A 25,451-nucleotide genomic window follows, 5' to 3' on the forward strand; every position below is an offset into this window, starting at 1 on the left:
TACGGGTCTACCTTCCCCAGTGTAGTCAACTAGCCGGGCGGCAAGTAAGTGTCGGGGAGTGGGAACGATGGCCGGTAGAGCGAACGTCGAGAAACAGCAGGGCGCCGAGGCTCGGCCTCAGCCGCGCAGCGTGCGGGTCGTGATCCTGGCGCTCATGATCGCGATGCTGCTGGCCATGCTCGACAACATGATCGTCGGAACCGCGATGCCGACCATCGTCGGCGAGCTCGGCGGGCTCGAGCATCTGTCCTGGGTGGTCACCGCGTACACCCTGGCCACCGCCGCCTCCACCCCGATCTGGGGGAAGCTCGGTGACATGTACGGGCGGAAGGGCGTCTTCCTCACCGCCATAGTGCTCTTCCTGATCGGCTCGGCACTGAGCGGTATGGCCCAGGACATGGGGCAGCTGATCGGCTTCCGCGCCATCCAGGGACTGGGTGCGGGCGGCCTGATGGTCGGCGTGATGGCGATCATCGGAGATCTGGTACCGCCGCGCGAGCGCGGCAAGTACCAGGGCATGATGGCCGCCGTGATGGCCATCGCCATGATCGGCGGACCGCTGGCCGGCGGAACCATCACCGACCACCTCGGCTGGCGCTGGAGCTTCTACATCAACCTGCCGCTGGGCGCCGTCGCGCTCGCGATGGTCACCGCCGTGCTCCATCTGCCGAAGAAGCGGACCGACGCGCGGATCGACTATCTGGGCGCAGGGCTGCTGACCCTGGGCATCACCTCCATCGTGCTGGTCACGACCTGGGGCGGCACGGAGTACGCCTGGGACTCGGCCGTGATCATGGAGCTGATCGCGATGGGCGTGGCCGCACTCACCGGCTTCGTCTTCTCCCAGACCAGGGCCGCCGAGCCGATCATGCCGCTGCACATCTTCCGCAGCCGCAACTTCACGCTGATGTCGGTGATCGGTTTCCTGACCGGCTTCGTGATGTTCGGCGCGGTGCTCTTCCTGCCACTGTTCCAGCAATCCGTACAGGGTGCGTCGGCGACCAACTCAGGTCTGCTCCTGCTGCCGATGCTCCTGTCGATGCTCGTCGTCTCGATGATCGCGGGGCGGGTCACCACCAGCACCGGCAAGTACCGGATCTTCCCGATCATCGGCGGCGGGCTGATGATGTCGGGCCTGTTCCTGCTCTCCACCATGGACACCGAGACCTCGCGGCTGAGCTCCGGGATCTACATGGCGGTGCTCGGCGCCGGCATGGGCTTCCTGATGCAGATCACCATGCTGGTTGCGCAGAACAGCGTCGAGCTGAAGGACATGGGCGTCGCCTCCTCCGGGGCCACCCTCTTCCGTACCCTCGGCAGCTCCTTCGGCGTCGCGATCATGGGCGCGCTCTTCACCGGCCGGGTCCAGGACGAGATGGGGTCCCGGGGCGGATCGCAGATCACGGAGCGCTCCGCGCAGCTGGACGCCGCGAGCCTGGCGAAGGTGCCGGACCAGGTGCGTGAGGCGTACGAGTCCGCGGTGGCGTCCGGCACGCACGCGGCTTTCCTGCTGGGGTCGGCGGTCGCGGTGCTCGGCTTCCTCGCGGCCTTCTTCGTCAAGGAGGTGCCGCTTCGCGGCGCGGGACCCGCGACCGCGGACGAGACTTCCGGTGCCTCCGAGGACAAGGTGGCGCAGACCGTCTGAGCGGCACGGTCCGGGCAGCTTCGCGGTTCGTACCACCTCCCAGGCCGACGGCCCCCGGTGTGCACATCCGTTGTGCGCGCCGGGGGCCGTCGGTCCTGCTAGCCCGGTGGCCCGAAGGCCGGTGGCGGCGCGAACCGGCGGCGGCCGGGGCCGGTAGCGGCTAGTGCGGCAACGGCATCATCGGGAAACTGCCGGTGTTGGTCGGCGCGTGCTCGGGCAGCCAGAGCACCGCGATCGCACCGCCGGACTGGCCCAGCGGCGTCTCGGTGCCTTCCGGTGCGGCATTGCGGAAGGTCAGCCGCGCACCGAGGACGCGGGCCTGGCCGGCCGCGATCGTCAGGCCCAGGCCGTGGCCCGTGCCCGCGCGGTCGCTGGCGCCCGTACGGAAGCGGCTCGGGCCCTCGCGCAGCAGCTCCTCGGGGAAGCCGCGGCCGTGGTCCCTGACCCGCACCACGCGGCCCTCGACCGTGACCTCGATCGGCGCAGCGCCGTACTTGGCGGCGTTGGCCAGCAGATTGAAAAGGATGCGCTCGAGCCGCCGCGGATCGGTACTGACCCAGGACTCGTGCACCACCCGGACCACCACATCGGTGTTCAGCAGGGCTATCCGGCGGCTGACGAACTCCCCGAGCGCGATCTCCTGAAGTTCGGCCCGCTCCGACGCACTGTCGAGCCTCGCCACCTCCAGTACGTCCTCGACGAGCGTGCGCATGGCCTGCGCCCGGTCCCGTACCAGCTCACTGGGACGGCCCGGCGGCAGCAGCTCGGCCGCCGTGAGCAGCCCGGTCACCGGAGTGCGCAGCTCGTGCGCGATGTCCGCGGTGACGCGGCGCTCCGCCTCGATGCGCTCGTTCAGCGCGTCGGTCAGCGCGTCGACGGCGCGGGCGAGGTCGTCGGTCTCGTCGCGTACGACGCCGCCGATCGCGTCCCGTACCCGAACCCCGGTATTGCCCTGAGCGACATGGCCGGCGGCCGCGGCAGCCTTGCGCAGCCGGCGCGAGATCTGTCCGCCGATGAGCACGCCGAGCGCGCAGCCGCCGAACACCACCGAGACCGAGCCGATGATCAGCGCCCGGTCGAGGTCCTTCATGACGGTGGCGCTGCGGCCGGCGAACTGGCTGTGCAGGGAGAGGACGTCGCCGTTGGCAAGCGGCACGGCCGCCCAGATGTCGGGCGTGCCGCGGTGGCTCTCTGCCACGTAGCTGCCGCGACGCTTCTCCCGCATCAGCTTCTGCAGGTCCTTGGGCAGCGCGGGGTCGTTGACCTTCGTGTTGAAGCGCGGGTCCTTGTTCTTGGACGTCTCGTACCAGCGCTGCGCGAGCAGCACCCGGTCCATCTGCACATCGCGGGCGTTGTCCAGCATCGAGACGCGTGCGGCGTTGTGCACGACAAGACTCAGCGCCACGGCGATCAGCGCGCCGACGGCCGCGATCGAGATGCTGATCTTCCAACGGATGCCGGTGCGCAGTACGAGCCGCTTCATGCCTTGAGCTTGTAGCCGAAGCCGCGGACCGTTTCGATCCGGTCCTGCCCGATCTTGGTGCGTAGCCGCTGGACATGGACGTCCACGACCCGGGTGTCGCCGCCCCAGCCGTAGTCCCAGACCCGTTCGAGCAGCTTGTCGCGCGAGAGCACGGTGCCCGGCGTGGCGGAGAACTCCAGCAGCAGCCGCATCTCGGTCGGCGTCAGCGCCACCGGCTCACCGGCCTTGCGTACCTCCATGCCCTCCGTGTCGATCTCCAGATCGCCGAAGGACAGCGCGCCCTGTTCCTGCTGCCCGGCAGGGTCGGACCCGCCGCCCACCGGTCCGCCCGCGTGCCCGAAGCGGCGCAGCACCGCGCGGATGCGGGCCACCAGCACAGCGCCGTCGAAGGGCTTCGTCACATAGTCGTCGGCGCCGGCCTCCAGGCCGAGCACCACGTCGATCGAGTCGGCACGCGCCGACAGCATGATCACGGGCACGGTCGACTCGTCCCGGATACGGCGGCACAGGCTCACCCCGTCCAGGCCCGGGACCATCACATCGAGCAGCGCTATGTCCGGCCGGTCGGCGCGGAACGCCTCCAGGCCGAGCAGCCCGTCGGGCATCGCGGTGACCACGAAGCCGTCACGCTCCAGCGCGAGCTGGGTCGCCTCACGGATGACGTCGTCGTCCTCGACGAAGAGGACATGGGTCTCGGCCATCCTGCTGCTGCCTCAGTTCTCGCTCGTTGTGGCTGGGTCAGGTGCGACTGCCTCGCCCTCACCGACTGTTCTGCTGAATTCGTTGCGTACCCAGTACTGCTGGGCGAATCTGCCGCCCGACCAGCGGTACGTGGTCACTTCCTCGCCGGACGGCTCGGTCACCGGATCGCCCTTGGTGTACACCTGCTTGGTCACCACCAGGTCCCCCCGGTCGATCGCGGAGTACACCGCCGGTTCCTCGGCCGCAAAAACGTTCTCGTACTTGTCGCCGTTCTCGCGGTACACGTACGTGCCCATGCCGACCGCGTCCCCGCACGTCAGCACATTGACGACGACATCGGGCGAGGTCCCGCCGGTGAGGTTCCCGTACGAGGTGTCCACAGGGTACGAGTCCCGGCCGCACGGTTTGAGGTCGGCCTTGACCCGCTCGCTGACCTTCGGGTCACTCATGATCAGCTTCACCGCGTTGACACTCTCGGGCTTCCGCGCGGCGCTGCCGGAGGACGTGACCGGGGAGGGGGTGGTCTTGGCCGCCGCATCGGCATGGGCCGCACCCTCGTCCTGCACGCCGGAGCCGCCCGTGGAGCAGGCGACGGTGAACAGGCCGACGGCGGCGAGCCCGGCCACTGCCGCGCCGCTCGCCGCCCTTGCCCTGCTGCCGCTTCTGCCTGTCAGGCCGCGCACCGCTCCTGCCCCCGTTCGTCATGCTCACGCCGCACTTCGGCCCGCTCAAGGGCACGGGCGTCCAGGTCCCGGCTCTCCAGCTCCTGGCGGAGCCGGGCGAGCGCCCGGTGCAGCGTGCTCTTCACCGTACCGGCCGACATACCGAGTGCGGCAGCCGTCTCTTCGGTGCTCATCTGCTCCCAGTGTCGCAGCACCACAACGCTGCGCTGCTTGGGCGCCAGCACCTTCAGAATGTCCATCAGCAGGGCGCGGTCCGCGCGCTGCTCACTGCCGTCCTCGACACTCGCGTCGGGCAGCTGCTCGGTCGGGACCTCTTCGAGCTTGCGGGCGCGCCACCACTCCGTACGCGTATTGATCATCACGCGGCGCAGGTACGCGTCGGCGAGCGACTTGTCCGCGATGCCGTCCCAGCGGCCGTACGTGCGGACCAGAGCGGTCTGCAGCAGGTCCTGCGCGTCGATCGGGTCGGGGACGAGACGCCGGGCGCTGCGCAGCAGCGCCTCCTGCCGAGTGCGTACGTACTCTTCGAATTCGAGCACCTCGCCGTGCGCCATTCCAACCGCCTCCGTCCCCGTGACAAGCCACTGCCTTGCCTTACGTCCCAAGAAGCTACGGAGGACTTGTCACGGCACTGTGCGGAGCAGCCGTCGGCGGGCGCACGGCCGTCCATCGGTTGTGTAACAGCGGAGGTTTCAGGTGCGGTTCGGGTGGGAAACGGCCGTGGGGCCGGATGCGGACCGGGCGCGGGTTCAGCCGAGAGGGAGGCGGTAGACACCGTCCTCCAAGTGCTCGACGAGGCCGTCGGCGACCAGCCCCTCCAGCGCCCGCGCCCGCTGCACCGGTTCGTGCCAGACCGCGTCCAGCGCCGCCTGTTCGACCGGAGCCACCGCCTCACGCAGTACGGCGAGGAGCTTGCCGCGCACTTGGCGGTCGGTGCCCGCGTATGTCTGGCCGCGGCGCGCCGGACCTTCGTAGGCGGGTTTCCCGGCCAGCCGCCAGGCGCACCGTTCGGCGATCGGGCAGCGCGCGCAGTCCTCGTTCTTCGCGGTGCACACCAGCGCGCCCAGCTCCATGGAGGCCGCCGCCCAGCGGGCCGCGGTCAACTCCTCCTCCGGGAGCAGTGCACGGGCCAGCTTGCGCTCGGCCGCTGTCGTCGCGGTCGGCGGGTACTGGATGCCGGTCGCGGCGCGGGCGAAGACCCGCCGGACATTGGTGTCGAGGACGGCATGCCGCTGCCCGTACGCGAAGGAGGCCACCGCGGCCGCCGTGTACTCACCGATTCCGGGCAGCGAGAGCAACTGCCCATGGTCGCTGGGTACATCGCCGCCGTGTCGCTCCGTTATCGCCTGCGCGGCCCCGTGCAGCCGCAGCGCGCGCCGCGGATAGCCGAGCCGGCCCCAGGCGCGGACGGCCTCGCCGGGCGCCTCGGCCGCGAGATCGGCGGGGCGCGGCCAGCGGGCCAGCCACCGCTCGTACACGGGGAGCACCCGGCTGACCGGGGTCTGCTGGAGCATGAACTCGCTGACCATCACACCCCAGGCACCGGCCTCGGGGCGGCGCCAGGGGAGGTCGCGGGCGTTCTTGTCGAACCAGGCGATGACGGGGGCGTGGAGGGAGGCCGCGTCGGACGTGGCGATGGCGGGGTCTGCGGTGGTGTCAGTCATGGCACTCCGATCCTGGCACGTCATGGCTACCGGACGGTGCTTACGCTCCGGGGGGCCGCCGCCTGTCGGCCGCGGCCCGGTCCGGCGGACCGGACCACGAAGCCCTCACAGCTCGTACGCATGGTGATCGTCGCCCGCGCCCGCCGGGCCGGCGGGAGGGTGAAGAGGAACGCCACCGCGACCGTGGATGCCGCGGGCGACGCTGTCGATGGTCACGGACCGTACCTGTCACGCGCAGACGGTCACCCATAGCGACCGATCGGAGCACACCCTGATGAATGCCGGCGGTGGGGCCGGTCCGTCCGGGATGATGATCCGTGGAACTTACCGAGTCGGGCGGCGGGTGGGGCGGGAGTTGGACCGGATCTCTCGTAGAGTTTGGGCCGTGGGATCTCTGCGCAATCCGATCGGGCCGCTCCCCTCCTCCATCTACTGGCGACGGAGGGCAGTCGCGGCGTCTTTGATCGCGCTCCTCGCGCTGCTGATCGCATGGGCCCTCAGTTCCGGTGGGGGCAAAGGGGGCAAGGCCGACGACGGCGCCAACGGCTCGACTCCCGCGCCCTCCATCACGCCCGGACCCGCCCAGTCGGGGCCCGCGATCAGCGAACAGCCCGGCGGCCGCGACGAGTCGGGCGACACCGGCGGCGACACCGGTGGCGAGAGCGACGGTACGGATGCCGGATCGGGCGGTGACCCGGGCAAGAACGGCGACAACGGAACGGGTGGTGCTTCCAGCGGCGGCGGGGGCGGCCAGCAGGTTCCCGCGGGCTCCAGCCTCCCCGACTGCGCCCCCGGCGCTGTGAAGTTCACGCTGCGCAGCCTCAAAGTCTCGTACGAGCCGGGGGTGAAGCCCACGTTCCAGCTGGTCGCCGCCAACTCGTCGGCGACGACCTGCAAGGCGGACTTCGGCCCCAAGGCGGTCGTGCTGACGGTCACCGACGACAAGGACGACGATGTGTGGTCCTCCAAGGACTGCCCGCACACGCCGGGCAGTCTGCTGCTGAGGGTCCCGGCGGGCGCGAGCATCACGCATACCGTGGAGTGGGACCGCAGGCGGAGCGCGCCGCAGTGCGCCACGCCGCCCGCGGGGGCCGTCCCGCCCGGTACGTACCTGCTGGAAGCGGAGATCAAGGGCGTGACGGTGCTGCCTGCGTCGTTCCGCCTGGACAAGGACTGACCGGCCCCGGCCGGGGCCGGAGGCTAGACGTACCGCTCGAGGATCGAGGACTCGGCGAGCCGTGAAAGCCCCTCGCGCACGCTGCGGGCCCGCGCCTCGCCCACGCCGTCGACCGTCTGCAGATCGTCGACGCTGGCCGCGAGAAGCTTCTGCAGTCCGCCGAAATGCTCGACGAGCCGCTCGATGATCGCGCCGGGCAGCCGCGGCACCTTCGCCAGCAGGCGGTAACCCCGTGGCGAGACCGCGGAGTCGAGTGTTTCGGGAGCGCCGGTGTATCCCAACGCCTTCGCGACTATAGGCAGTTCGAGCAGCTCGGCGTGGGTGAGCTCATTCAGCTCGGTGAGCGCCTCGGCGACCGTACGGGACCGCTTCGCGGTCGGCTCCGGCACATAGTCACGGACGACCAGCTCCCGCTCCGGCTCCACTCCGGCGATCAACTCGTCGAGCTGGAGGGAGAGAAGGCGGCCGTCGGTGCCCAACTCCACCACGTACTCGGCGATTTCGGTGGCGATCCGGCGCACCATCTCCAGACGCTGCGCCACCGCCGTCACGTCCCGGACCGTCACCAGGTCCTCGATCTCCAGGGCGGAGAGTGTGCCCGCCACCTCGTCGAGGCGGAGCTTGTACCGCTCCAGCGTCGCGAGGGCCTGGTTGGCGCGGGAGAGGATCGCGGCCGACTCCTCCAGCACGCGGCGCTCGCCGTCCACGTACAGCGCGATCAGCCGCATGGACTGCGATACGGAGACGACCGGGTAGGCGCACTGCCGGGATACCCGGTCCGCGGTGCGGTGGCGGGTGCCGGTCTCCTCGGTAGGGATGGACGCGTCCGGGACCAGCTGCACACCGGCCCGGTGGATCTTGCTGATGTCCTTGTCGAGGATGAGCGCGCCGTCGAGTTTGCACAGCTCGCGCAGCCGGGTCGAGGTGAATTCCACATCCAGCACAAAACCGCCGGTACACATGGATTCGACAGTTTTGTCCATGCCGAGGACGAGCAGGCCTCCGGTGTTGCCGCGGAGGATCCGCTCCAGGCCGTCGCGCAGGGCGGTGCCGGGAGCGACCGCGCTCAGGGCGGCGCGGATCAGCGCTTCGTTGCCGGAGCCTCCGCCGGACTTTCCGGGTGCTGATGCCCCGTCCTTGGCTGCCACTGCACTCCTCCGGCTCGTACGGATGGGCGAGACCAGGGCAAAGTCTACCGGCGCGGGTCGTCGTCCCGGGTGGCCTCCGCACGCTCTTTGCGCGGGGCCGTTACGGAGGCCCCGTCGGAAGGCCTCTGCCGCCCGCGCGGGAGCACCCTCAGCGCCTCCCCCATATCGGCCACTTCTATGACCTTCATACCGGTCGGGACCTTGCCGGGATCGGACGGTACGAGTGCGTGCGTGAAGCCGAGCCGGTGGGCTTCAGCGAGTCGGCGCTGGACGCCCGTGACCCGTCTGACCTCCCCCGCGAGGCCGACTTCGCCGATCGCGACGAGGTTCTTGGGAAGCGGAGTGTCGCTGGCGGCCGAGGCGAGCGCGAGCGCGATCGCCAGGTCCGCGGCGGGCTCGGAGAGCTTCACGCCGCCGACGGTCGCGCTGTAGATGTCGCGCTTGCCGAGCGCGGTGATCCGGCCGCGCTGCTCGAGGACCGCGAGCATCATCGACACCCGTGAGGTCTCCAGACCCGAGGTGGTGCGCCGGGGCGAAGGGATCTGCGAGTCGACGGTCAGCGCCTGCACCTCGGCGACGAGCGGGCGGCGGCCTTCCAGGGTGACCGTGAGACAGGTGCCGGGGACCGCCTCGGCCCGGCGGGTGAGGAAGAGGCCCGAGGGGTCGGCCAGGCCGGTGATGCCCTCGTCGTGCAGCTCGAAGCAGCCGACTTCGTCGGTCGTGCCGTAGCGGTTCTTGACACCCCGTACGAGACGAAGGCGGGCGTGCCGGTCGCCCTCGAAGGACAGCACGACGTCCACCAGATGCTCGAGCAGTCGCGGTCCCGCGATCGCGCCGTCCTTGGTGACATGGCCGACCAGCAGCGTGGACATCCCGCGCTCCTTGGAGGCGCGGATCAGCGCGCCGGCGACCTCGCGGACCTGCGCCATGCCGCCGGGCGCACCGTCGATCTCCGGCGATGCGACGGTCTGTACGGAGTCGAGGATCAGCAGGGACGGCTTGACCGCGTCCAAGTGGCCGAGGACCGCGGAGAGATCGGTCTCGGCGGCGAGATAGAGGTGGTCGTGCAGGGCATGGATCCGGTCGGCGCGCAGGCGGACCTGGCTCGCGGACTCCTCGCCCGTGACGTACAGCGTCCGGTGCTCGTCGCTCGCGGCCTTGGCGGCGACGTCGAGCAGCAGCGTGGACTTGCCGACGCCCGGTTCGCCCGCGAGCAGCACGACGGCGCCGGGCACCAGACCGCCGCCGAGGACGCGGTCGAGCTCGTCCACACCGGTGGAGCGGGCGGTCGCCTGCCGGCCGTCGACCTGGCCGATGGGGACGGCGGCGGTGGAGACGCGGCCCGCCGCGGTCGTACGGACAGCGGGCGCGCCGTACTCCTCGACCGTGCCCCAGGCCTGGCACTCGGGGCAGCGGCCGAGCCACTTGGCGGTCGTCCAGCCGCATTCTGTGCAGCGGTAGGACGGCCGGTCCTTCGCGGATTTCGTACGGGCAGCCATGCGGAGACCGTATCGGGGAGCGCTGACAACGCGGTCGCCGCGGTCACCGCGGGCCACTTACCGACGTCGAAGCGCAGGTGGGTGATGTCCGCCGAGCCGCGGACCGGATCCGCTTCGGTCCGACGGGCCCGCCGACATGGCACGCCTGCCGGCGCCGAGCAGGACCGGGACGAACCTGGTGTGGATGCCGTCCAGCAGGCCGGTGTCCAGCCGCTCCGGCCATGACGGGGCGACTGCCCGGCGGCGCCGAACTCATCGCCGTCCGGCGTACGCCGGTGGTCCAGTAGGGGCGGAATTAACGATTCCTGTCCCCCTTCGGGCGAACTGTTCACCCGTAAGGATTAAAAGTGTTCAAGAGGTATGAACGGGATCTCGTCCTGCGCCTACGGTCGCGACGTGACGAGCAGCAGGCTGGAACCCTCCACGCACACCACCGGCGCACATCGGGCGCACCGGCGCGCGCCCCGTTCGTCGGCGCAGCGCCCGCCCGCACGTTATGAGCCGTATCTCGACGGCCTGTTCACCTACTGCCTCTCCGTGCTCTGCGACCACGACGCGGCGACCGGGCTCCTCGGCGACGTACTCGCCATCGCCGAGCGGCAGTACGGGCGTAGCCCGGCCGGTGAGGCCGAGCGGAAGGCATGGCTGTACGCGCTCGCGCGCTGGGCCTGTCTGCGCCGGCTGACCGAGCAGCGGCGCAAGCGGCAGGGGGCGCACGGCGGGCGCCCCGCGCGGGCCGCCGTCTCCGAGGAGGCAGGGCCGCGGGTCCCGGAGGAGACCGCGGAGCGCCGCCGCCGTGAACTGACGCTGCTGGCCTGGCCGGAGGCGGCTGGTACGACCCCGGAACAGCGAGAGGCCCTGGAACTGGCTGTACGGCACGGCCTCGGCGTCCGCCAGGTCGCCGCGGTTCTCGGCCTGGACGCACTGGCTGCGCGCGAGCTGCTGGCGGCCGCGGCCTGCGAGGTGGAGCGCACCCGTGCCGCGCTCGCCGTCGTCGAGACGGGGAACTGCCCGGCCGTCGCGCGGCTCGCCGACGACCACCGGGTGCTGCTCTCCACGGCACTCCGCCAGGAACTCGTCCGGCACGTCGACGACTGCCCGCGCTGCCGTCGCGTCGCCGAGCGCGCCGGCGCGGGCGGGCTGTGGCCGGGGTCGGCCGTCACCCCGGCCGTGCTCCCGCTGGTCACGGCACCGCGGGCCGCCGCGTACGTCGCGATGCTGCACGTACCGCGCGCCCTCACGGGTGCGCCGCGCTTCGACTCCGGCGGCTTCCCGCTGGACCCGAAGGACTACGCGGCCCGGCGGGACCGGCTGCGGGCGCGGGTGGTGACGACCACGGTCGTGGCGACGGTCGTGGCGGCGCCGGTGCTCGCGCTGTGGGCGGCGTACCGGGGCGCGCCGCTGACAGGGGAGGGGCGGCACGGTGGGGCCTCGGTCACCGCGAGCGAGGCGGACCGGCCGGGCGGGCTCGACGGCGATCCTTACGGCCACTACGAGAACGCGGGCAACGCGCGTGCGGAACCGGACACGAGGTTCACGGCGGACAGCCGTTCGGACGTCTCGGTCGAGGTCATCAGCGCGGGCACGCCCGCGCCACCGTCCCGCCCCGGCGCGGCGGGCTCGGGCCGTCTCACGGTCGACGCGCAGCCGTCCGGTGACAGCACCCGGATCACGCTCACGGCGTCCGGCGGCTCCCCGGTGGCCTGGTCGGCCTGGACGGACGCGCCGTGGCTGTACATGAGCCGCTCCTCGGGCACGCTCAACCCGGGCGAGTCGATCACGATCTACATCACCGTGGACCACGCGCGGGAGCCGTCGGGGCCGTGGAGCGCGCGGGTGGGGATCGACCCGTCGGGAGCGGTTGTGGAGATCGACGGCTGGGGCGCGACGCACTCGCACACACCGCGGCCGCCCGACCCGACGCCAACCCCGTCGGACCCGGCCCCGACGCCGTCCGACCCGACGCCGACCCCCTCGGACCCCACGTCGGAGCCCTCGGCCTCCACCCCGCCGGACCCGACTCCCTCGGCGTCGGACTCCGCGTCCGCGCCCTGAGAGGGATCGGCGGCAGGCTTCGGACCCGCCTGAGGTGCCCCGGTGGCCGCTACGCCTTCGGGTCCGCCGGGTGCGGAGCCACCAGGGGGAGCTGTGAAGACAGTCGCGCCTCGCAGAGTTCCACCAGCACGTCGTACGCCTCCTTGCCCATCAGCTCCGTCAGCTCCGGGCGGTATGTCACAAACACCGGCTCTCCCGCCCCGTGCGCCGATGTCGCCGACGTGCACCACCAGTGCAGGTCGTGGCCGCCAGGGCCCCACCCGCGCCGGTCGTACTCACCGATCGAGACCTGCAGCACCTTTGTGTCGTCGGGGCGCTCGATCCAGTCGTACGTACGCCGTACCGGCAGCTGCCAGCACACGTCCGGCTTCGTCTCCAGCGGCTCCTTGCCCTCCTGCAGGGCCAGGATGTGCAGCGAGCAGCCTGCCCCGCCCGCGAATCCCGGACGGTTCTGGAAGATGCAGGAGCCCTCCCAGCGGCGCGTCTGGCGTTCGCCGTCGTCGTCGGTCTGGACCCAGCCCGACGACGTACCGACGTCGTGGAACTGCCACAGCTCCGGAGTGAGGCGGGCGACATGCCCCGCGACCCGTTTCTCGTCGTCCTTGTCGGAGAAATGCGCGCCCAGCGTGCAGCAGCCGTCGTCCGCGCGGCCCGCCTGGATGCCCTGGCAGCCGCTGCCGAAAATGCAGGACCAGCGTGAGGTCAGCCAGGTCAGATCGCAGCGGAAGACCTGTTCGTCGTCGGCGGGGTCGGGAAACTCGACCCACGCGCGCGCGAAGTCCAGGCCCTTCTCGTCGCGCTTGAGGTTCTTCGGGGGCTCGGCTTTGCCCGCTTTCGCCTTTTTCGTCTTTGGCACAACACCAGAGTATGCGTGCGACAGCAGTAGCGTTCGGTCCATGAGACTCGGAGTCCTCGACGTCGGTTCGAACACAGTGCACCTGCTGGTGGTGGACGCCCACCCCGGTGCCCGACCGCTGCCCGCCCACTCGGACAAGGCCGAACTGCGGCTCGCCGAACTTCTCGACGAGAACGGGGCGATCGGGCCCGAGGGCGTCGCCCGGCTGATCGAGACGATCGCGCGCGCCGTGCAGTCCGCCGAGGACCAGGGCTGCGAGCAGGTGCTCCCGTTCGCCACCTCGGCGGTACGTGGGGCCAGCAACGCCGACGAGGTGCTGGCCAGGATCAAGGCCGAGACCGGCGTGGATCTGGCCGTGCTGACCGGCGAGGACGAGGCCCGGCTCACCTTCCTCGCCGCCCGCCGCTGGTTCGGCTGGTCCGCCGGAAGGCTGCAGATCCTGGACATCGGCGGCGGTTCGCTGGAGATCGCCTGCGGGATCGACGAGGAGCCGGACGCCGCGGTGTCGCTGCCGCTCGGCGCGGGCCGGCTGACCGCGGCAATGCTGCCCGGCGACCCGCCCGACCCCCAGGACGTGAAGGCGCTGCGCCGCCATGTGCGGGCGGAAATCGCCCGTACGGTCGGCGAGTTCCGCAGGTTCGGGAAGCCGGACCACGTCGTGGGGACGTCCAAGACCTTCAGGCAGCTGGCCCGTATCGCGGGCGCGGCGCGCTCCACCGAGGGGCTTTACGTGCAGCGGGAACTGAGTCGTAAATCACTGCAGGAGTGGGTCCCCAGACTCGCCGCCATGACGGTCGAGGAGCGTGTCGAACTCCCCGGCGTCTCCGAGGGCCGCGCCCGTCAGCTGCTGGCCGGAGCGGTGGTCGCGGAGGCTGCGATGGATCTGTTCGGCGCCGAGACGCTCGAGATCTGCCCCTGGGCGCTGCGCGAGGGCGTGATTCTGCGGCGCCTCGACCACCTCCCGCCCCGCCTGGACCAACTCCCGAGCCGCTAGCGCGGGCCCGTACCCTGTCTCCCGTGGCAGAACCAGCGGTGCGTATCCCGGATGCGAAGGTTGTCCTGTCGACGGCTTCCGTCTACCCGGAGTCCACGGCGACGGCCTTCGAGATTGCCGCGCGCCTGGGCTACGACGGTGTCGAGGTCATGGTCTGGACCGATCCCGTGAGCCAGGACATCGAGGCCCTGCGCCGGCTCTCCGACTATCACCAGATGCCGATCCACGCTGTCCACGCGCCCTGTCTCCTGATCACCCAGCGGGTCTGGTCCACGGACCCCTGGGTGAAGCTCCAGCGCGCGCAGGCGGCGGCCGAGAAGCTGGGCGCTTCGACGGTCGTCGTGCACCCGCCGTTCCGCTGGCAGCGGCAGTACGCGCGTGACTTCGTGACCGGGATCTGGCGGATGGCGAACGAGACGGACGTCCGGTTCGCTGTCGAGAACATGTACCCGTGGCGCTACCGGGACCGCGAGATGCTGGCGTACGCCCCCGACTGGGACGTCACGAAGGAGGACTACCGCCACTTCACGATCGACCTCTCGCACACGGCCACGTCCCGCACCGAGACCATGGCCATGGTCGACCGGATGGGCGACCGCCTCGGCCATGTCCATCTCGCCGACGGCAAGGGGTCCGCGAAGGACGAGCACCTGGTCCCGGGCCGCGGCAATCAGCCCTGTGCCGAGCTGCTCGAGCGCCTCGCCGGCACCGGCTTCGACGGCCATGTCGTCATCGAGGTCAACACCAGGCGTGCGATGTCCGCCGCCGAACGCGAAGCCGATCTGGCGGAGGCGCTCGCCTTCACCCGGCTGCATCTCGCCTCGGCCGCATCGGGGATCAGCCGATCATGACCGGCGCACAGGCTCCGCGGCGGCGCGGGCGGCCGGCCCGTACGGAGACGGACGAGGGCCCCGGAGCCCGGGAGCGGATCCTCGAGGCGGCCCGTACGGAGTTCGCCGAGCGGGGCTACGACAAGACGACCGTCCGCGGTATCGCCAGGGCGGCGGGCGTCGACCCGGCACTCGTCCATCACTACTTCGGTACGAAGGACGAGGTCTTCGCGGCCGCCATCGAGGTCTCCTTCGAGCCGGCGCTGGTCATCCCGGCGATCCTGGGGCAGGGCGCGGACGGCATCGGCGAACGGCTCGCCCGCTATTTCATCGGCGTGTGGGAGAACCCGGCGACCCGGGGGCCGCTGCTGGCGATTGTCCGTTCCGCGCTCACCCATGAGGCGGCGGCCAAGGTGCTGCGCGGCTTCGTACTGCGGCGGCTGCTCGAACGGCTGGCAGGGGACCTCGACGTACCGGATCCGAAGTTCCGGGCGGAGCTGGCTGCCTCGCAGATGATCGGCATCGCGATCCTGCGGTATGTGATCAAGGTGGAGCCGCTGGCCTCGGCGGACCCCGAGGAGATCGTGGCGATGGTGGCCCCGACGCTTCAGCGGTATCTGACCGAAGCGTGAGCCGGCCGTCCCGTATAACGGACGCGCTGTCCAGATCTTGGAGCTGCGGCGTACGCTCGATGGGAGTTCTACCCCTATTGAGGAGCGAGCGACGATGCCCGAGCTGAGGTCCCGCACTGTCACCCACGGCCGGAACATGGCGGGCGCCCGCGCCCTTATGCGGGCTTCGGGCGTAGCGAGCTCGGACATCGGCAAGCCGATCGTCGCGGTGGCCAATTCCTTCACCGAGTTCGTGCCGGGACACACCCACCTCGCGCCGGTCGGCCGGATCGTCTCCGACGCGATCCTGGCGGCGGGCGCGGTGCCGCGCGAGTTCAACACGATCGCGGTCGACGACGGCATCGCGATGGGCCACGCCGGAATGCTGTACTCGCTGCCGTCCCGCGACCTGATCGCCGACTCGGTCGAGTACATGGTCGAGGCGCACTGCGCCGACGCGCTGATCTGCATCTCCAACTGCGACAAGATCACGCCGGGCATGCTGATGGCCGCGCTGCGCCTCAACATCCCGGTCGTCTTCGTCTCGGGCGGTCCGATGGAGGCCGGACAGGCCACGCTCGTCGACGGCACGGTCCGCAAGCTCGACCTGATCAACGCCATCGTGGACGCGGTCAACGAGAACGTCTCGGACGAGGATGTCCTCCGTATCGAGGAGAACGCCTGCCCGACCTGCGGTTCCTGTTCCGGCATGTTCACCGCCAACTCGATGAACTGCCTGACCGAGGCCATGGGCCTCTCCCTGCCGGGCAACGGCTCGGTGCTGGCCACGCACACCGCCCGCAAGGCGCTGTACGAGAACGCCGGCCGCACCGTCGTCGAGATCACCAAGCGCTACTACGAGCAGGACGACGAGTCCGTCCTGCCGCGCAATATCGCGACCCGCGCCGCCTTCGACAACGCCATGGCACTCGACATCGCCATGGGCGGCTCGACCAACACGATCCTGCACCTGCTCGCCGCCGCGCAGGAGGCCGGGCTCGACTACGACCTCAAGGACATCGACGCGGTCTCGCGCCGCGTCCCGTGCCTGGCGAAGGTCGCTCCGAACGTCGCGCCCGGCGGCACGTACTACATGGAGGACGTGCACCGCGCCGGCGGCATCCCGGCCATCCTCGGCGAGCTCTACCGCGCCGGGCTGCTCAACGAGGACGTGCACACCGTCCATTCGTCCAGCATCAAGGACTGGCTGGAAACGTGGGACGTCCGGGGTGGCTCGCCGTCCGAGACGGCCGTCGAGTTGTGGCACGCGGCGCCGGGCTGTGTGCGGTCGGCGACCGCCTTCTCGCAGTCCGAGCGGTGGGAGAGCCTCGACACGGACGCGGCAGGCGGCTGCATCCGCGACGCGGCGCACGCGTACTCCAAGGACGGCGGACTGGCCGTCCTCAAGGGGAATCTCGCGGTTGACGGCTGTGTCGTGAAGACGGCCGGCGTCGACGAGTCGATCTGGACCTTCGAGGGTCCGGCCGTCGTCTGCGAATCGCAGGAAGAGGCGGTCGACAAGATCCTCCGCAAGCAGATCAAGGAGGGCGACGTCGTCGTCATCCGCTACGAGGGCCCCAGGGGCGGCCCCGGTATGCAGGAGATGCTCTACCCGACGTCCTTCCTGAAGGGGCGGGGACTCGGCAAGGCCTGCGCGCTGGTGACGGACGGCCGCTTCTCCGGCGGCACGTCGGGGCTGTCGATCGGCCACGCCTCGCCGGAGGCGGCCTCGGGCGGGACCATCGCGCTCGTCGAGGACGGCGACCGCATCCGTGTCGACATCCCGAACCGTTCGATCGATCTTCTCGTCTCCGAGGCCGAGCTGGCCACCCGCCGTGAGGCGCTGGACGGGGTGTACGCCCCCAAGTCGCGTGAGCGGAATGTGTCGGCGGCGCTGCGCGCGTACGCGGCGATGGCGACGAGCGCGGACAAGGGCGCGGTCCGGGACGTGTCCCGACTCGGCTGACGTCGGCTCACCGGCTCAGCAGTTCACCATTGCGCCGGGTCCCGGGCATCGAGTGCGAAGACCGAGCCGTCCGGGGCGCCGGCGACGACCCTGCCGTCGGTGACGACAGGGGTGGGCAGTACGGACGGGAAGGTGTAACGCCCGTCGTCCATACGGGGTTTCGACTGGCCGAGCAGCACACCGCGGGTGGCGTCCACGGCCAGCAGCCGTCCGTCTCCGGCCGTCACATAGACCGCGCGGCCGTCGGCGGCTGGGCGCGAGAGATGCGTGACCGAGGTCTCGAGCCGCCAGAGCTGAGCGGCCTTCGTGGCGGTGGCGGCACGGGTGTCGACGGCGAGGAGGGAGCCTCCTGAGCCGGACAGATACACGGTGTCCCCGGCCACCGCCGCCTGGGCCTGGTCGACCGGGACGGACAGCGGAATGCGGCGGACGGTACGGGTCTTCTCCGCTGTGTCGAGGCGAACGACGGCGTCCGTGAAGCCGTCGGTGTCGGCGGAGAGCAGATACAGGGCGCCGCCCTCGAGCTGCACCGGGCTCAGCGAACCTTTGACGCGCTTCTCCCAGAGCAGGTCGCCACTGGTCGGGTCGACCGCGCTGACCAGCGTGGACGCCCCGTTCGCCGCGGGCGTCGCGGCGAGGGCCGGTCCTTCGCCGCCGGGGGAGGAGACCCACTGGGTGCCGCGTCCGCCGCGCTGCCGGGTCCAGCGCACCTCGCCCGTGGTGGCGTCGACGGCTCGCACGAGTCCGCCGTCCGTCACCAGCAGCACCACACCGGCGGCGTGCCGGACGGTCGAGTACCGCGAGATGTCCAGGTCCCAGCGCACCTTGCCCGACTTCGGGTCGAGCGCCTCGAGGTGGTCCCCGCCCGGCGCCACCACCTGCAGCAGCCCGCCGGCGAGCAGGGGCGTCATGCCCGCGTCGGTCTGCGTCGCGCTGTCGCCCGCCTTCGCCTCCCAGAGCGTCCTGCCGTCGTTCGGGCTCAGCCGGGCGGCCTTGATCCCGGGCGCCGTGCAGTACAGCGCCGGGCCCGCGGAAGCGCAGACCGGCGTCCTGTTCTCCGCGTGCCCGCCGCGCAGCGGGACACTCCAGGGGTGGAAGCGCTGCCCCGCGCGAGGCGTGGCGGTAGCGGATCCCGTGCTGTCGCCGTCGGCCACCGTGCGTGCGGTGATGATGCCGGCCGTGACCAGCACCGCGAGCGCGGCGGCCACCCAGCGGATCTTCTTGCCGCGCCAGGCCCGCGGTGCGGTCCGGATTCCGGCGACGAGACCACGCGGCGCGCTCTCCCGGGGGTCCGGCGTCCGCTGCGCAGGTATGTAGGCCTGGGTGTCGTACGAGGCCGACGGCGAGGACGCACGCAGCGCGACCATCAGCTCGTACGGCGTCGGCCGGTCGGCCGGGTCCTTCGCGAGGCAGCGCCGGAACAGCGGTACGAGATCCTCCGGCACACCTGCCAAGTCCGGTTCGTTGTGCACCACTTGGTACGCCACGATGTACGGGCTGTCCGAGTCGAAGGGCCCGCGCCCGGTGGCCGCGTGCACCAGTACCGCGCCCATCGCGAACACATCGGCGGCCGGTCCCACCTCGCGCGGACGCTGGAACTGCTCGGGCGCCATGAACGGCGGTGTACCGATCAGCTTGCCCGTCTCCGTACGCAGATCACTGTCCGTGGGACGGGAGATACCGAAGTCGATGACCTTGGGCCCGTCGGGCGCCAGCAGCACATTGCTCGGCTTGAGATCGCGGTGCACCACGCCGGCGCGGTGGATGTCGCGCAGCGCCTCGGCCAGCCCCGCGCCGGCCCTGCGCAGCTCCGCCGCATCCAGCGGTCCGTTCCGCTTCACGCGCTCCGCGAGCGTCGGGCCCTCGATGAACAACGTGGCCATCCAGGGCCGTTCGGCCTCGGGGTCGGCATCGACGACGGGCGCGGTGAAGGCCCCGCTGACCCGGCGGGCCGCCGCGACCTCCTGCTGGAAGCGGGCTCTGAACTCCGGATCCGAGGAATGCTCGGCATGGATGACCTTGACCGCCAGGCGCAACCCCGAGGCGGAGGTGGCCAGATGGACGACCCCCATGCCGCCTGTGCCCAGGCATGCCTCAAGCCGGTACTGCCCGGCATATTCCGGATGCTCCGCTTCCGGAAACTTCCCGGTGGTGCGCAGCGGTGGCATTTCCCACCCCCGTGTGGTTCGTGCGCAAGCGCGACGCACGGAGCCTAGTCGATGATGCGTGCGATGCAGCGGTGGCTTGCTAGCCTGCGCGGCGTACAGAGAGCACGTTTCAACGGGGGAGAGTCCGATGGCTGTTGAAGAAGTACAGAACGGCGTCGAGGGTGTCGAGGCCGAGGCGGGGGCCGTGGCGGGCGAGTCGCTGGGGTCGAAGCGCTATCCGGTCGCACCGGGCTGCCAGCTGAACGTCCGCAGCGGCCCCGGCACCAACTACCGGCTCATCAAGGTGCTCCCGCTCGGAGCGCGGGTGCCCATCAACTGCCAGAAGCCGGGCGAGTCGGTGAGCGGTCCGTACGGCACCACCAACATCTGGGACAACATCGCCAACGGGCAGTTCGTCTCGGACGCCTATGTGCAGACCGGCAGCGACGGCTATGTCACCATCCGCTGCTCCTGACGGGACACCGGCGCCGCCCGGGGATAATCGATCCCGTGAGCGAGCAGAGTGTGCAGAGCGACCAGAGCGACCGCAGCGAGAACAGCGGTAGCCACACCGGCGGCGGCAACGGCACCGGCGGCGGGCCGCAGCCCGAGCCCATCCGTTTCTTCGGTACGACCTGGGTCGGCCGCGACGGGGGCTACGGGCTGCGCCGCGCCGGCGTCGCCATTGGTTCGCTCGTCGCCGCCGTCGCCGGCTGTCTGGTCCTGCGGCTCGGCTACCAGGGCCTGGACATCGCCGATGTCGGCGGCTTCGTCAACATGCTGGTCATCCTCATGTTCGCGATCTGCAGCGCCGTCGCCTTCCGCAAGACCTGGGAGAGCTTCACGCGCCGGCCCACCGGAACCGCCACCGAGGACGCGCTGCGCACCCTCAAGGCGATCGGCTTCGTCGGCGCGCTTCTCGCGTACTTCTTCCGCTCCCTTGCCGAGGCGCCGGGCGAGAAGCTGCGGCGCGCGGAGTACGAGACGGCCCGCAGTCAGTACGAGAAGCGCCGTGGCAACCGCACCGGCAACCCTGCCGCCCGCAAGGGAAAGCGCGCCAAGCCCAAGCGTAGGTAGGGGCGTCCCGGTGAGGATGAGGCGCATGACGGACCACGCTCTGCGGGCACTCTCCTTCGACTCGGCTGCCGCTCGGTACGACGCCGCCCGCCCCGGTTACCCGCCCGCGCTCTTCGACACGATCGAGGAGCTGACTCCCGGGCGTGGGCCGGCGCCGGCGCGTCAGGCCTGCCGACGGGAGAACCGCCCGACCAGCCCCACGACGCCGACCACCAGCGCACCCCGCCACAGTCCGTCCCAGAGGCTGCCGAACAGCCCCTGAGCGGTGAAGGCCTGCCGTACCACCACATCGGTGGCGACCATCAGGGCGCCCGGCACGGCCGCGACCCGCCACGGGTGGGCCGCGGCCCACCGCCGGATCCGGCGGTCGTCGCCGCTGCCCGTGCCCGGCTTGTCGCCGAGCACCGCGCCCGCGCCGCCGACCATGAAGAACAGCATCAGCGCGACCGACAACGCACCGGCCAGCACGCCGAGTTCGATTCCGTCGCCGATCGTGCCGAGCGCGAGGGCGACGCCGCCGCCCAGCGCACCGACTGTCGCGGCGGCGCGCCACGGCCCGAGCGTCGCCGAGGCGACGGCGAGCCGCCGCCGCTCGGCCTTCGAGATCTCACTGTTGTGGCTCATATGTCCACGGTCCGTCGCCCATCCCGGGGAACGCCATGGGGGATGCCCCTGACGCACCCCCCATCTCTTGACGCGGCACAGCACCAGGAGCACTATTCATCGTATGATGAATTCTTCTGGGCCTGCTGTCCTGGCCCGCGGCCTCACCGTCGTACGAGTAGACCGCACCGTCCTTCGAGGCATCGACTTCACGGTGCCGCCCGGCCGGATCACCGGCCTGCTCGGACCGTCCGGCTGTGGCAAATCGACCCTGATGCGAGCAATCGTCGGCACCCAGGCCAAGGTCACAGGGACCCTCGAAATCCTCGGCGAACCGGCGGGCCACGCCGCGCTCCGCTCCCGTATCGGCTATGTCACCCAGGCCCCGTCCGTCTACGACGACCTGACGGTCCGCCAGAATCTCGATTACTTCGCCGCTGTGCTGCAGCCCGGCCGCCGCCGGCGCGACGCCCGGCGCGAACACGTCGCCCGGGCCATCTCCGACGTCGACCTCACCTCGCACGCAGACTCACTCGCCGGCCGGCTGTCCGGCGGCCAGCGCACCCGCGTCTCCCTCGCCGTCGCTCTGCTCGGCACGCCCGAACTCCTGGTCCTCGACGAACCGACCGTCGGCCTCGATCCCGTTCTGCGCCGCGATCTGTGGGACCTCTTCCACCGCCTCGCCGACGGACGCGGCGCGGCGATCCTTGTCTCCTCCCATGTCATGGACGAGGCCGAGCGCTGCCACCGCCTGATCCTCATGCGGGAAGGCGAGATCCTCGCCGAGGACAGCCCGGACTTCCTGCGCACCCGCACCAGCTCCGACACGGTCGAGGGAGCCTTCCTCCACCTGGTCGACCAAGCCAACGCCGGCCAAGCCAAAACCGGGCAAGTCGGCGCCAGTCAGGCCACGACCCCTCAGGCGGGCACCGATGAGGCCGACGCACTTCAGGAGAACGCCCGATGAGCACCGCACGCACCCTCGCCACCGCCACCCGCGTCCTGCGCCAGTTGCGCCACGACCCGCGCTCCATCGCACTGATGATCCTCGTGCCGTGCGTGATGCTCTTCCTGCTGCGCTACGTGTTCGACGGCAGCCCGCAGACCTTCGACTCCATCGGCGCCTCGCTGCTCGGCATCTTCCCGCTGATCACGATGTTCCTGGTGGCGTCCATCGCGACCCTGCGCGAACGCACCTCGGGCACGCTGGAACGACTGCTCGCCATGCCGCTCGGCAAGGGCGACCTGATCGGCGGCTACGCCCTGGCATTCGGCCTCGTCGCCGTCGTCCAGTCCCTCCTCGCCACCGGCCTCGCACTCTGGGTGCTGGGCCTGGACGTCATCGGCTCACCCTGGCTGCTGCTGCTCGTCGCACTTCTCGACGCCCTGCTCGGCACGGCTCTCGGCCTCTTCGTCTCGGCCTTCGCGGCCTCCGAGTTCCAGGCCGTCCAGTTCATGCCGGCCGTGATCTTCCCGCAGCTGCTGCTCTGTGGACTGTTCATTCAGCGCGAGAAGATGCAGCCCGTCCTGGAAGGCATCTCGAACGTCCTGCCCATGTCGTACGCCGTCGACGCCATGACCCAGGTCCTCGTCCATCCGGACGCCACCGCAGACTTCACCCGCGACGTCCTGATCGTCGCGGCCTGCGCGGTCCTGGTCCTGGCGCTGGGCGCGGCGACGCTTCGCCGTCGTACCGCCTAGCTCAGGGCGATGACGTCCCCGACGGCGAGCTGGTCGTAGAGCCACTTGGCATCCGGGGAACCCACTCCGATCGCGCTCTGGGAGAAGTTCCTGTCCGAAGGAGACTGGATGGCGAACATGGTGGTGCCATCAGGCCGCGACAGCTCCACCACCCAGCTCGCGTTGAGCATGTAGGCGTCCCCCAAGCCGATGATCTCCGCGGGCACCTTGCGCTTCGGGGACTTCGACACAACCGTCAACCGGCCCGGGGCGACCTTGCCCAGGACCACGACGACCGAACGGGGCTGCCCCCCGTCCTTGGTGACCGTCAGCGTCCCCGTCCCGCGCTCGATCGTGGCTGCCGGCGCCCGCACCGATACGGACGGGCTGGGCGGGACCGCCGCAGGCAGCTGCCGCGCCTCGTCCGCCCCCATCAGCTGCGGCAGCCCGACCGCGACACCGGCGATCAGCGCGAGGGCCGCCGCCGTCGGCCCGGCGACCCGCCGCCGACGTCCACGCATCTCGCCGCGCCGCCGGATCTGAGCACCCGACAGCGAAGACTGCACCTCCGCTCCGGCAGCCAGGACACGCAGCGCAGAGTCGAGTCCATCCCGCTCGCGACCCGTCTCAGACATGGCTGCCTTCCCTCTCGTCGGCAGACTCCCCGGGAGACAGCAACCTGGCGAGGGCGGCTCGCCCGCGCGACAGCCTGGCTTTGACCGTACCGGCCGGTGAACCCGTCTCTGCTGCGATCTGCTCGATGCTCAGATCGCAGAGATGATGCAGCACCACCGCCTGCCGCTGCGCCTCGGGCAGCTTCCGCAACGCCTCGACGAGCACCGTGTGTTCGGGCCCGGGCCCCGGCGTACGGTCCGCCGGCGGATGGTGCCGCACCAGCTCCAGCCACCGCCTCGCCCGCCGCCAGCGACTCACCGCCAGCCGCATCGCGACCGTACGGATCCACGCCTCGGGAGCCTCCTCCGCCAGAAACGAGGCACGGCGGTCCCAAGCCCGAACGAACGCCTCCTGGACCACGTCCTGCGCCTCGCCGTGATCGCCCGTCAACGCGTACAGCTGCCCCACAAGCCGGGGGAAGGCGCCCGCGTAGAAGGCGTCGAACTCCTCCACCGTCACGAGCGGTAGGACAGTCCCGGCGCCCTCTCGGTTCCACGGGAAACCATCTCCGCCCCCTGTGCAACCTGCCTCCCTTCCCATGCGTACAGAAGCCGGACCAACACAGCTGACCTTCAGCTGACCCAGGGGGGAACTCAATGCCACGACACATCACGGCTGCCGTGCTCGGCCTGATCTGCGCGCTGTCGCTCACCGGCTGCTCCGGCGCGGGCGGGACACCGGACGCCGTCGCGGCGCCACCGCGCCGGCCCGTCGCCAACTCGACCGCAGAAGCACCGCGGCCCACGGCCACCCCACCGTCCGCCGCCACCCTCGGCCACCTGGCCGACGCCTCCATCAACATCACCGACGGCGGGCACGTCGGCGTCGGCCTGCCTGTATCGGTGACCTTCAAGCGCGCCTCCGGCAACGGCTACGGCGACTGGAACCTCTCCTGGTCCGAATGGCGCTCCCGCAGCGCCCTCTAGCCAGCTGCACCGGCAGGTCCCGACGGCTCCGCCGGGACCTGCCGTCCGAGGGCGCGGACCGGAACGCACCCGTACCGCCCCTCGGACGCCCGGGCACGGCTACGCCCCTGGTGCGAGGATGACCCCACGTATCCCCACCGGCGAGGTGAACAGAGCCATGACCCAGACAGTCGCAGTTCTCGGTACGGGCAAGATCGGAGAAGCCCTGCTCAGTGGCATGATCCGCGCCGGCTGGCGCCCTGCCGATCTGCTGGTCACCACCCGCCGCGCCGACCGGGCCGAAGAACTCCGCACCCGTTACGGCGTCGAGCCCGTCAACAACGCCGAAGCTGCCAAGCGCGCCGACACCCTCATCCTGGCCGTCAAGCCCCAGGACATGGGCAAGCTCCTCGACGAACTCGCCCCGCACATCACCGCCGAGCGTCTCGTCATCAGTGCCGCGGCCGGTATCACCACCTCCTTCATCGAGGAGCGCCTGACCGTAGGCACCCCCGTGGTCCGCGTCATGCCCAATACCCCCGTCCTCGTCGACGAGGGCATGTCCGTGATCTCGGCCGGCAGCCACGCCACCGCCGAGCACCTCGCGCACGCCGAGGAGATCTTCGGCGGAGTCGGCAAGACGCTCCGCGTCCCCGAGTCCCAGCAGGACGCGGCCACCGCCTTGTCCGGCTCGGGGCCGGCGTACTTCTACTTCCTTGTCGAGGCCATGACCGATGCGGGCATCCTCCTCGGCCTCCCCCGAGCCCAGGCCCACGACCTGATCGTCCAGGCCGCCATCGGCGCAGCGGTGATGCTCCGCGACAGCGGCGAACACCCCGTAAAGCTCCGTGAAGCTGTCACCTCCCCGGCCGGCACCACGATCAGTGCCATCCGTGAACTCGAGAACCACGGTGTACGCGCCGCCCTGATCGCCGCCCTCGAAGCGGCTCGCGACCGTAGCCGTGAGCTCGCCTCGGGCAACGGCTGACGATCGCCGCACTCCCGCCGTCGTGGAGCCACGGCGGCGGGAGCAGCCGCATCCCTTTCTCTT

25 protein-coding genes are annotated in these 25,451 nt (G+C 70.8%); 13 read left to right on the top strand and 12 right to left on the bottom strand.

From position 1 onward, the window contains the following. Nucleotides 1-67 precede the first annotated feature (67 nt). Nucleotides 68-1,645: an MDR family MFS transporter gene (locus tag OG966_RS23135; protein ID WP_326651698.1), complete on the top strand. Its 1,578-nt coding sequence runs from the start codon at nucleotides 68-70 to the stop codon at nucleotides 1,643-1,645. Between the two features lie 160 nt (nucleotides 1,646-1,805). On the opposite strand, the gene cseC is transcribed toward OG966_RS23135, so the two are convergent. The 5 genes from cseC to OG966_RS23160 form a co-directional block, all read right to left on the bottom strand. After that, on the bottom strand, nucleotides 1,806-3,128 hold the full coding sequence (cseC, locus tag OG966_RS23140) for a two-component system sensor histidine kinase CseC (RefSeq protein ID WP_326651699.1): 1,323 nt from the start codon (nucleotides 3,126-3,128) through the stop codon (nucleotides 1,806-1,808). Further along, nucleotides 3,125-3,829, bottom strand: a complete 705-nt coding sequence (cseB, locus tag OG966_RS23145) for a two-component system response regulator CseB (protein ID WP_326651700.1) — start codon at nucleotides 3,827-3,829, stop codon at nucleotides 3,125-3,127. The genes cseC and cseB overlap by 4 nt, the downstream gene beginning before the upstream one ends. A gap of 12 nt (nucleotides 3,830-3,841) precedes the next feature. After that, entirely contained in the window at nucleotides 3,842-4,513 is a 672-nt protein-coding gene (locus tag OG966_RS23150) for a hypothetical protein (protein ID WP_326651701.1), read from the bottom strand. Continuing rightward, nucleotides 4,501-5,067: a SigE family RNA polymerase sigma factor gene (locus OG966_RS23155; RefSeq protein ID WP_326651702.1), complete on the bottom strand. Its 567-nt coding sequence runs from the start codon at nucleotides 5,065-5,067 to the stop codon at nucleotides 4,501-4,503. Before OG966_RS23155 ends, OG966_RS23150 begins: the two co-directional genes overlap by 13 nt. A 195-nt stretch (nucleotides 5,068-5,262) precedes the next feature. Next, nucleotides 5,263-6,177: an A/G-specific adenine glycosylase gene (locus OG966_RS23160; RefSeq protein ID WP_326651703.1), complete on the bottom strand. Its 915-nt coding sequence runs from the start codon at nucleotides 6,175-6,177 to the stop codon at nucleotides 5,263-5,265. 385 nt (nucleotides 6,178-6,562) lie between these two features. On the opposite strand from OG966_RS23160, the gene OG966_RS23165 reads away from it, so the two are divergent. Further along, entirely contained in the window at nucleotides 6,563-7,354 is a 792-nt protein-coding gene (locus OG966_RS23165; protein WP_326651704.1) for a hypothetical protein, read from the top strand. Nucleotides 7,355-7,377: 23 nt separating this feature from the next. Here the strand turns inward: OG966_RS23165 and disA are convergent, their stop codons facing one another. Beyond that, nucleotides 7,378-8,502, bottom strand: a complete 1,125-nt coding sequence (disA, locus tag OG966_RS23170; RefSeq protein WP_326651705.1) for a DNA integrity scanning diadenylate cyclase DisA — start codon at nucleotides 8,500-8,502, stop codon at nucleotides 7,378-7,380. A 44-nt stretch (nucleotides 8,503-8,546) separates the two neighbouring features. Next, a complete protein-coding gene (radA, locus tag OG966_RS23175) occupies nucleotides 8,547-10,001 on the bottom strand; it encodes a DNA repair protein RadA (RefSeq protein ID WP_326651706.1) in 1,455 nt (484 codons plus the stop codon). 396 nt (nucleotides 10,002-10,397) lie between these two features. Here radA and OG966_RS23180 point away from each other — a divergent pair, with 396 nt between their 5' ends. After that, nucleotides 10,398-12,056, top strand: a complete 1,659-nt coding sequence (locus OG966_RS23180) for a BACON domain-containing protein (protein WP_326651707.1) — start codon at nucleotides 10,398-10,400, stop codon at nucleotides 12,054-12,056. A 49-nt stretch (nucleotides 12,057-12,105) separates the two neighbouring features. Here OG966_RS23180 and OG966_RS23185 read toward each other — a convergent pair whose 3' ends face one another. After that, entirely contained in the window at nucleotides 12,106-12,912 is an 807-nt protein-coding gene (locus tag OG966_RS23185) for a hypothetical protein (protein ID WP_326651708.1), read from the bottom strand. A 40-nt stretch (nucleotides 12,913-12,952) separates the two neighbouring features. Between OG966_RS23185 and OG966_RS23190 the strand changes: the two genes are divergently transcribed. The 4 genes from OG966_RS23190 to ilvD all read left to right on the top strand — a co-directional run bounded on the left by OG966_RS23190 (nucleotide 12,953) and on the right by ilvD (nucleotide 17,313). Then, the gene (locus OG966_RS23190; protein ID WP_326651709.1) at nucleotides 12,953-13,906 is read left to right on the top strand and encodes a Ppx/GppA phosphatase family protein; all 954 of its coding nucleotides are present in this window, start codon (nucleotides 12,953-12,955) and stop codon (nucleotides 13,904-13,906) included. Nucleotides 13,907-13,929: 23 nt separating this feature from the next. Then, on the top strand, nucleotides 13,930-14,757 hold the full coding sequence (locus tag OG966_RS23195; protein ID WP_326651711.1) for a sugar phosphate isomerase/epimerase family protein: 828 nt from the start codon (nucleotides 13,930-13,932) through the stop codon (nucleotides 14,755-14,757). After that, a complete protein-coding gene (locus OG966_RS23200) occupies nucleotides 14,754-15,368 on the top strand; it encodes a TetR/AcrR family transcriptional regulator (protein WP_326651713.1) in 615 nt (204 codons plus the stop codon). The genes OG966_RS23195 and OG966_RS23200 overlap by 4 nt, the downstream gene beginning before the upstream one ends. Nucleotides 15,369-15,462: 94 nt before the next feature. Next, the gene (gene ilvD, locus OG966_RS23205; protein WP_326651714.1) at nucleotides 15,463-17,313 is read left to right on the top strand and encodes a dihydroxy-acid dehydratase; all 1,851 of its coding nucleotides are present in this window, start codon (nucleotides 15,463-15,465) and stop codon (nucleotides 17,311-17,313) included. A 23-nt stretch (nucleotides 17,314-17,336) separates the two neighbouring features. Here the strand turns inward: ilvD and OG966_RS23210 are convergent, their stop codons facing one another. Continuing rightward, complete coding sequence (locus OG966_RS23210; protein ID WP_326651715.1) at nucleotides 17,337-19,481, bottom strand: serine/threonine-protein kinase; 2,145 nt, start codon at nucleotides 19,479-19,481, stop codon at nucleotides 17,337-17,339. A gap of 127 nt (nucleotides 19,482-19,608) precedes the next feature. Here OG966_RS23210 and OG966_RS23215 point away from each other — a divergent pair, with 127 nt between their 5' ends. Next, entirely contained in the window at nucleotides 19,609-19,935 is a 327-nt protein-coding gene (locus OG966_RS23215; RefSeq protein WP_326651716.1) for a peptidase, read from the top strand. Between the two features lie 35 nt (nucleotides 19,936-19,970). Next, a complete protein-coding gene (locus tag OG966_RS23220; protein ID WP_442806745.1) occupies nucleotides 19,971-20,537 on the top strand; it encodes a hypothetical protein in 567 nt (188 codons plus the stop codon). A 162-nt stretch (nucleotides 20,538-20,699) separates the two neighbouring features. On the opposite strand, the gene OG966_RS23225 is transcribed toward OG966_RS23220, so the two are convergent. Beyond that, nucleotides 20,700-21,161: a hypothetical protein gene (locus tag OG966_RS23225; protein WP_326651717.1), complete on the bottom strand. Its 462-nt coding sequence runs from the start codon at nucleotides 21,159-21,161 to the stop codon at nucleotides 20,700-20,702. Between the two features lie 103 nt (nucleotides 21,162-21,264). On the opposite strand from OG966_RS23225, the gene OG966_RS23230 reads away from it, so the two are divergent. Together OG966_RS23230 and OG966_RS23235 are read left to right on the top strand one after the other, a co-directional pair. Then, nucleotides 21,265-22,107, top strand: coding sequence for an ABC transporter ATP-binding protein (locus OG966_RS23230; protein WP_326651718.1), 843 nt, complete (start codon nucleotides 21,265-21,267; stop codon nucleotides 22,105-22,107). Further along, the gene (locus OG966_RS23235) at nucleotides 22,104-22,841 is read left to right on the top strand and encodes an ABC transporter permease (RefSeq protein ID WP_326651719.1); all 738 of its coding nucleotides are present in this window, start codon (nucleotides 22,104-22,106) and stop codon (nucleotides 22,839-22,841) included. Before OG966_RS23230 ends, OG966_RS23235 begins: the two co-directional genes overlap by 4 nt. On the opposite strand, the gene OG966_RS23240 is transcribed toward OG966_RS23235, so the two are convergent. Together OG966_RS23240 and OG966_RS23245 are read right to left on the bottom strand one after the other, a co-directional pair. Then, on the bottom strand, nucleotides 22,838-23,455 hold the full coding sequence (locus OG966_RS23240) for a L,D-transpeptidase (protein ID WP_326651720.1): 618 nt from the start codon (nucleotides 23,453-23,455) through the stop codon (nucleotides 22,838-22,840). The two genes, OG966_RS23235 and OG966_RS23240, sit on opposite strands and share 4 nt — an antisense overlap. Next, entirely contained in the window at nucleotides 23,448-23,954 is a 507-nt protein-coding gene (locus OG966_RS23245) for a SigE family RNA polymerase sigma factor (RefSeq protein WP_326651721.1), read from the bottom strand. The genes OG966_RS23240 and OG966_RS23245 overlap by 8 nt, the downstream gene beginning before the upstream one ends. Before the next feature lie 137 nt (nucleotides 23,955-24,091). Between OG966_RS23245 and OG966_RS23250 the strand changes: the two genes are divergently transcribed. Continuing rightward, nucleotides 24,092-24,421 (top strand): hypothetical protein, encoded by a 330-nt coding sequence (locus OG966_RS23250; protein ID WP_326651722.1) that lies wholly within the window; start codon nucleotides 24,092-24,094, stop codon nucleotides 24,419-24,421. Between the two features lie 157 nt (nucleotides 24,422-24,578). Further along, nucleotides 24,579-25,388, top strand: a complete 810-nt coding sequence (gene proC, locus OG966_RS23255; RefSeq protein ID WP_326651723.1) for a pyrroline-5-carboxylate reductase — start codon at nucleotides 24,579-24,581, stop codon at nucleotides 25,386-25,388. Nucleotides 25,389-25,451 lie beyond the last annotated feature (63 nt).

The organism is Streptomyces sp. NBC_01750, from assembly GCF_035918095.1.
GTDB lineage: Bacteria > Actinomycetota > Actinomycetes > Streptomycetales > Streptomycetaceae > Streptomyces.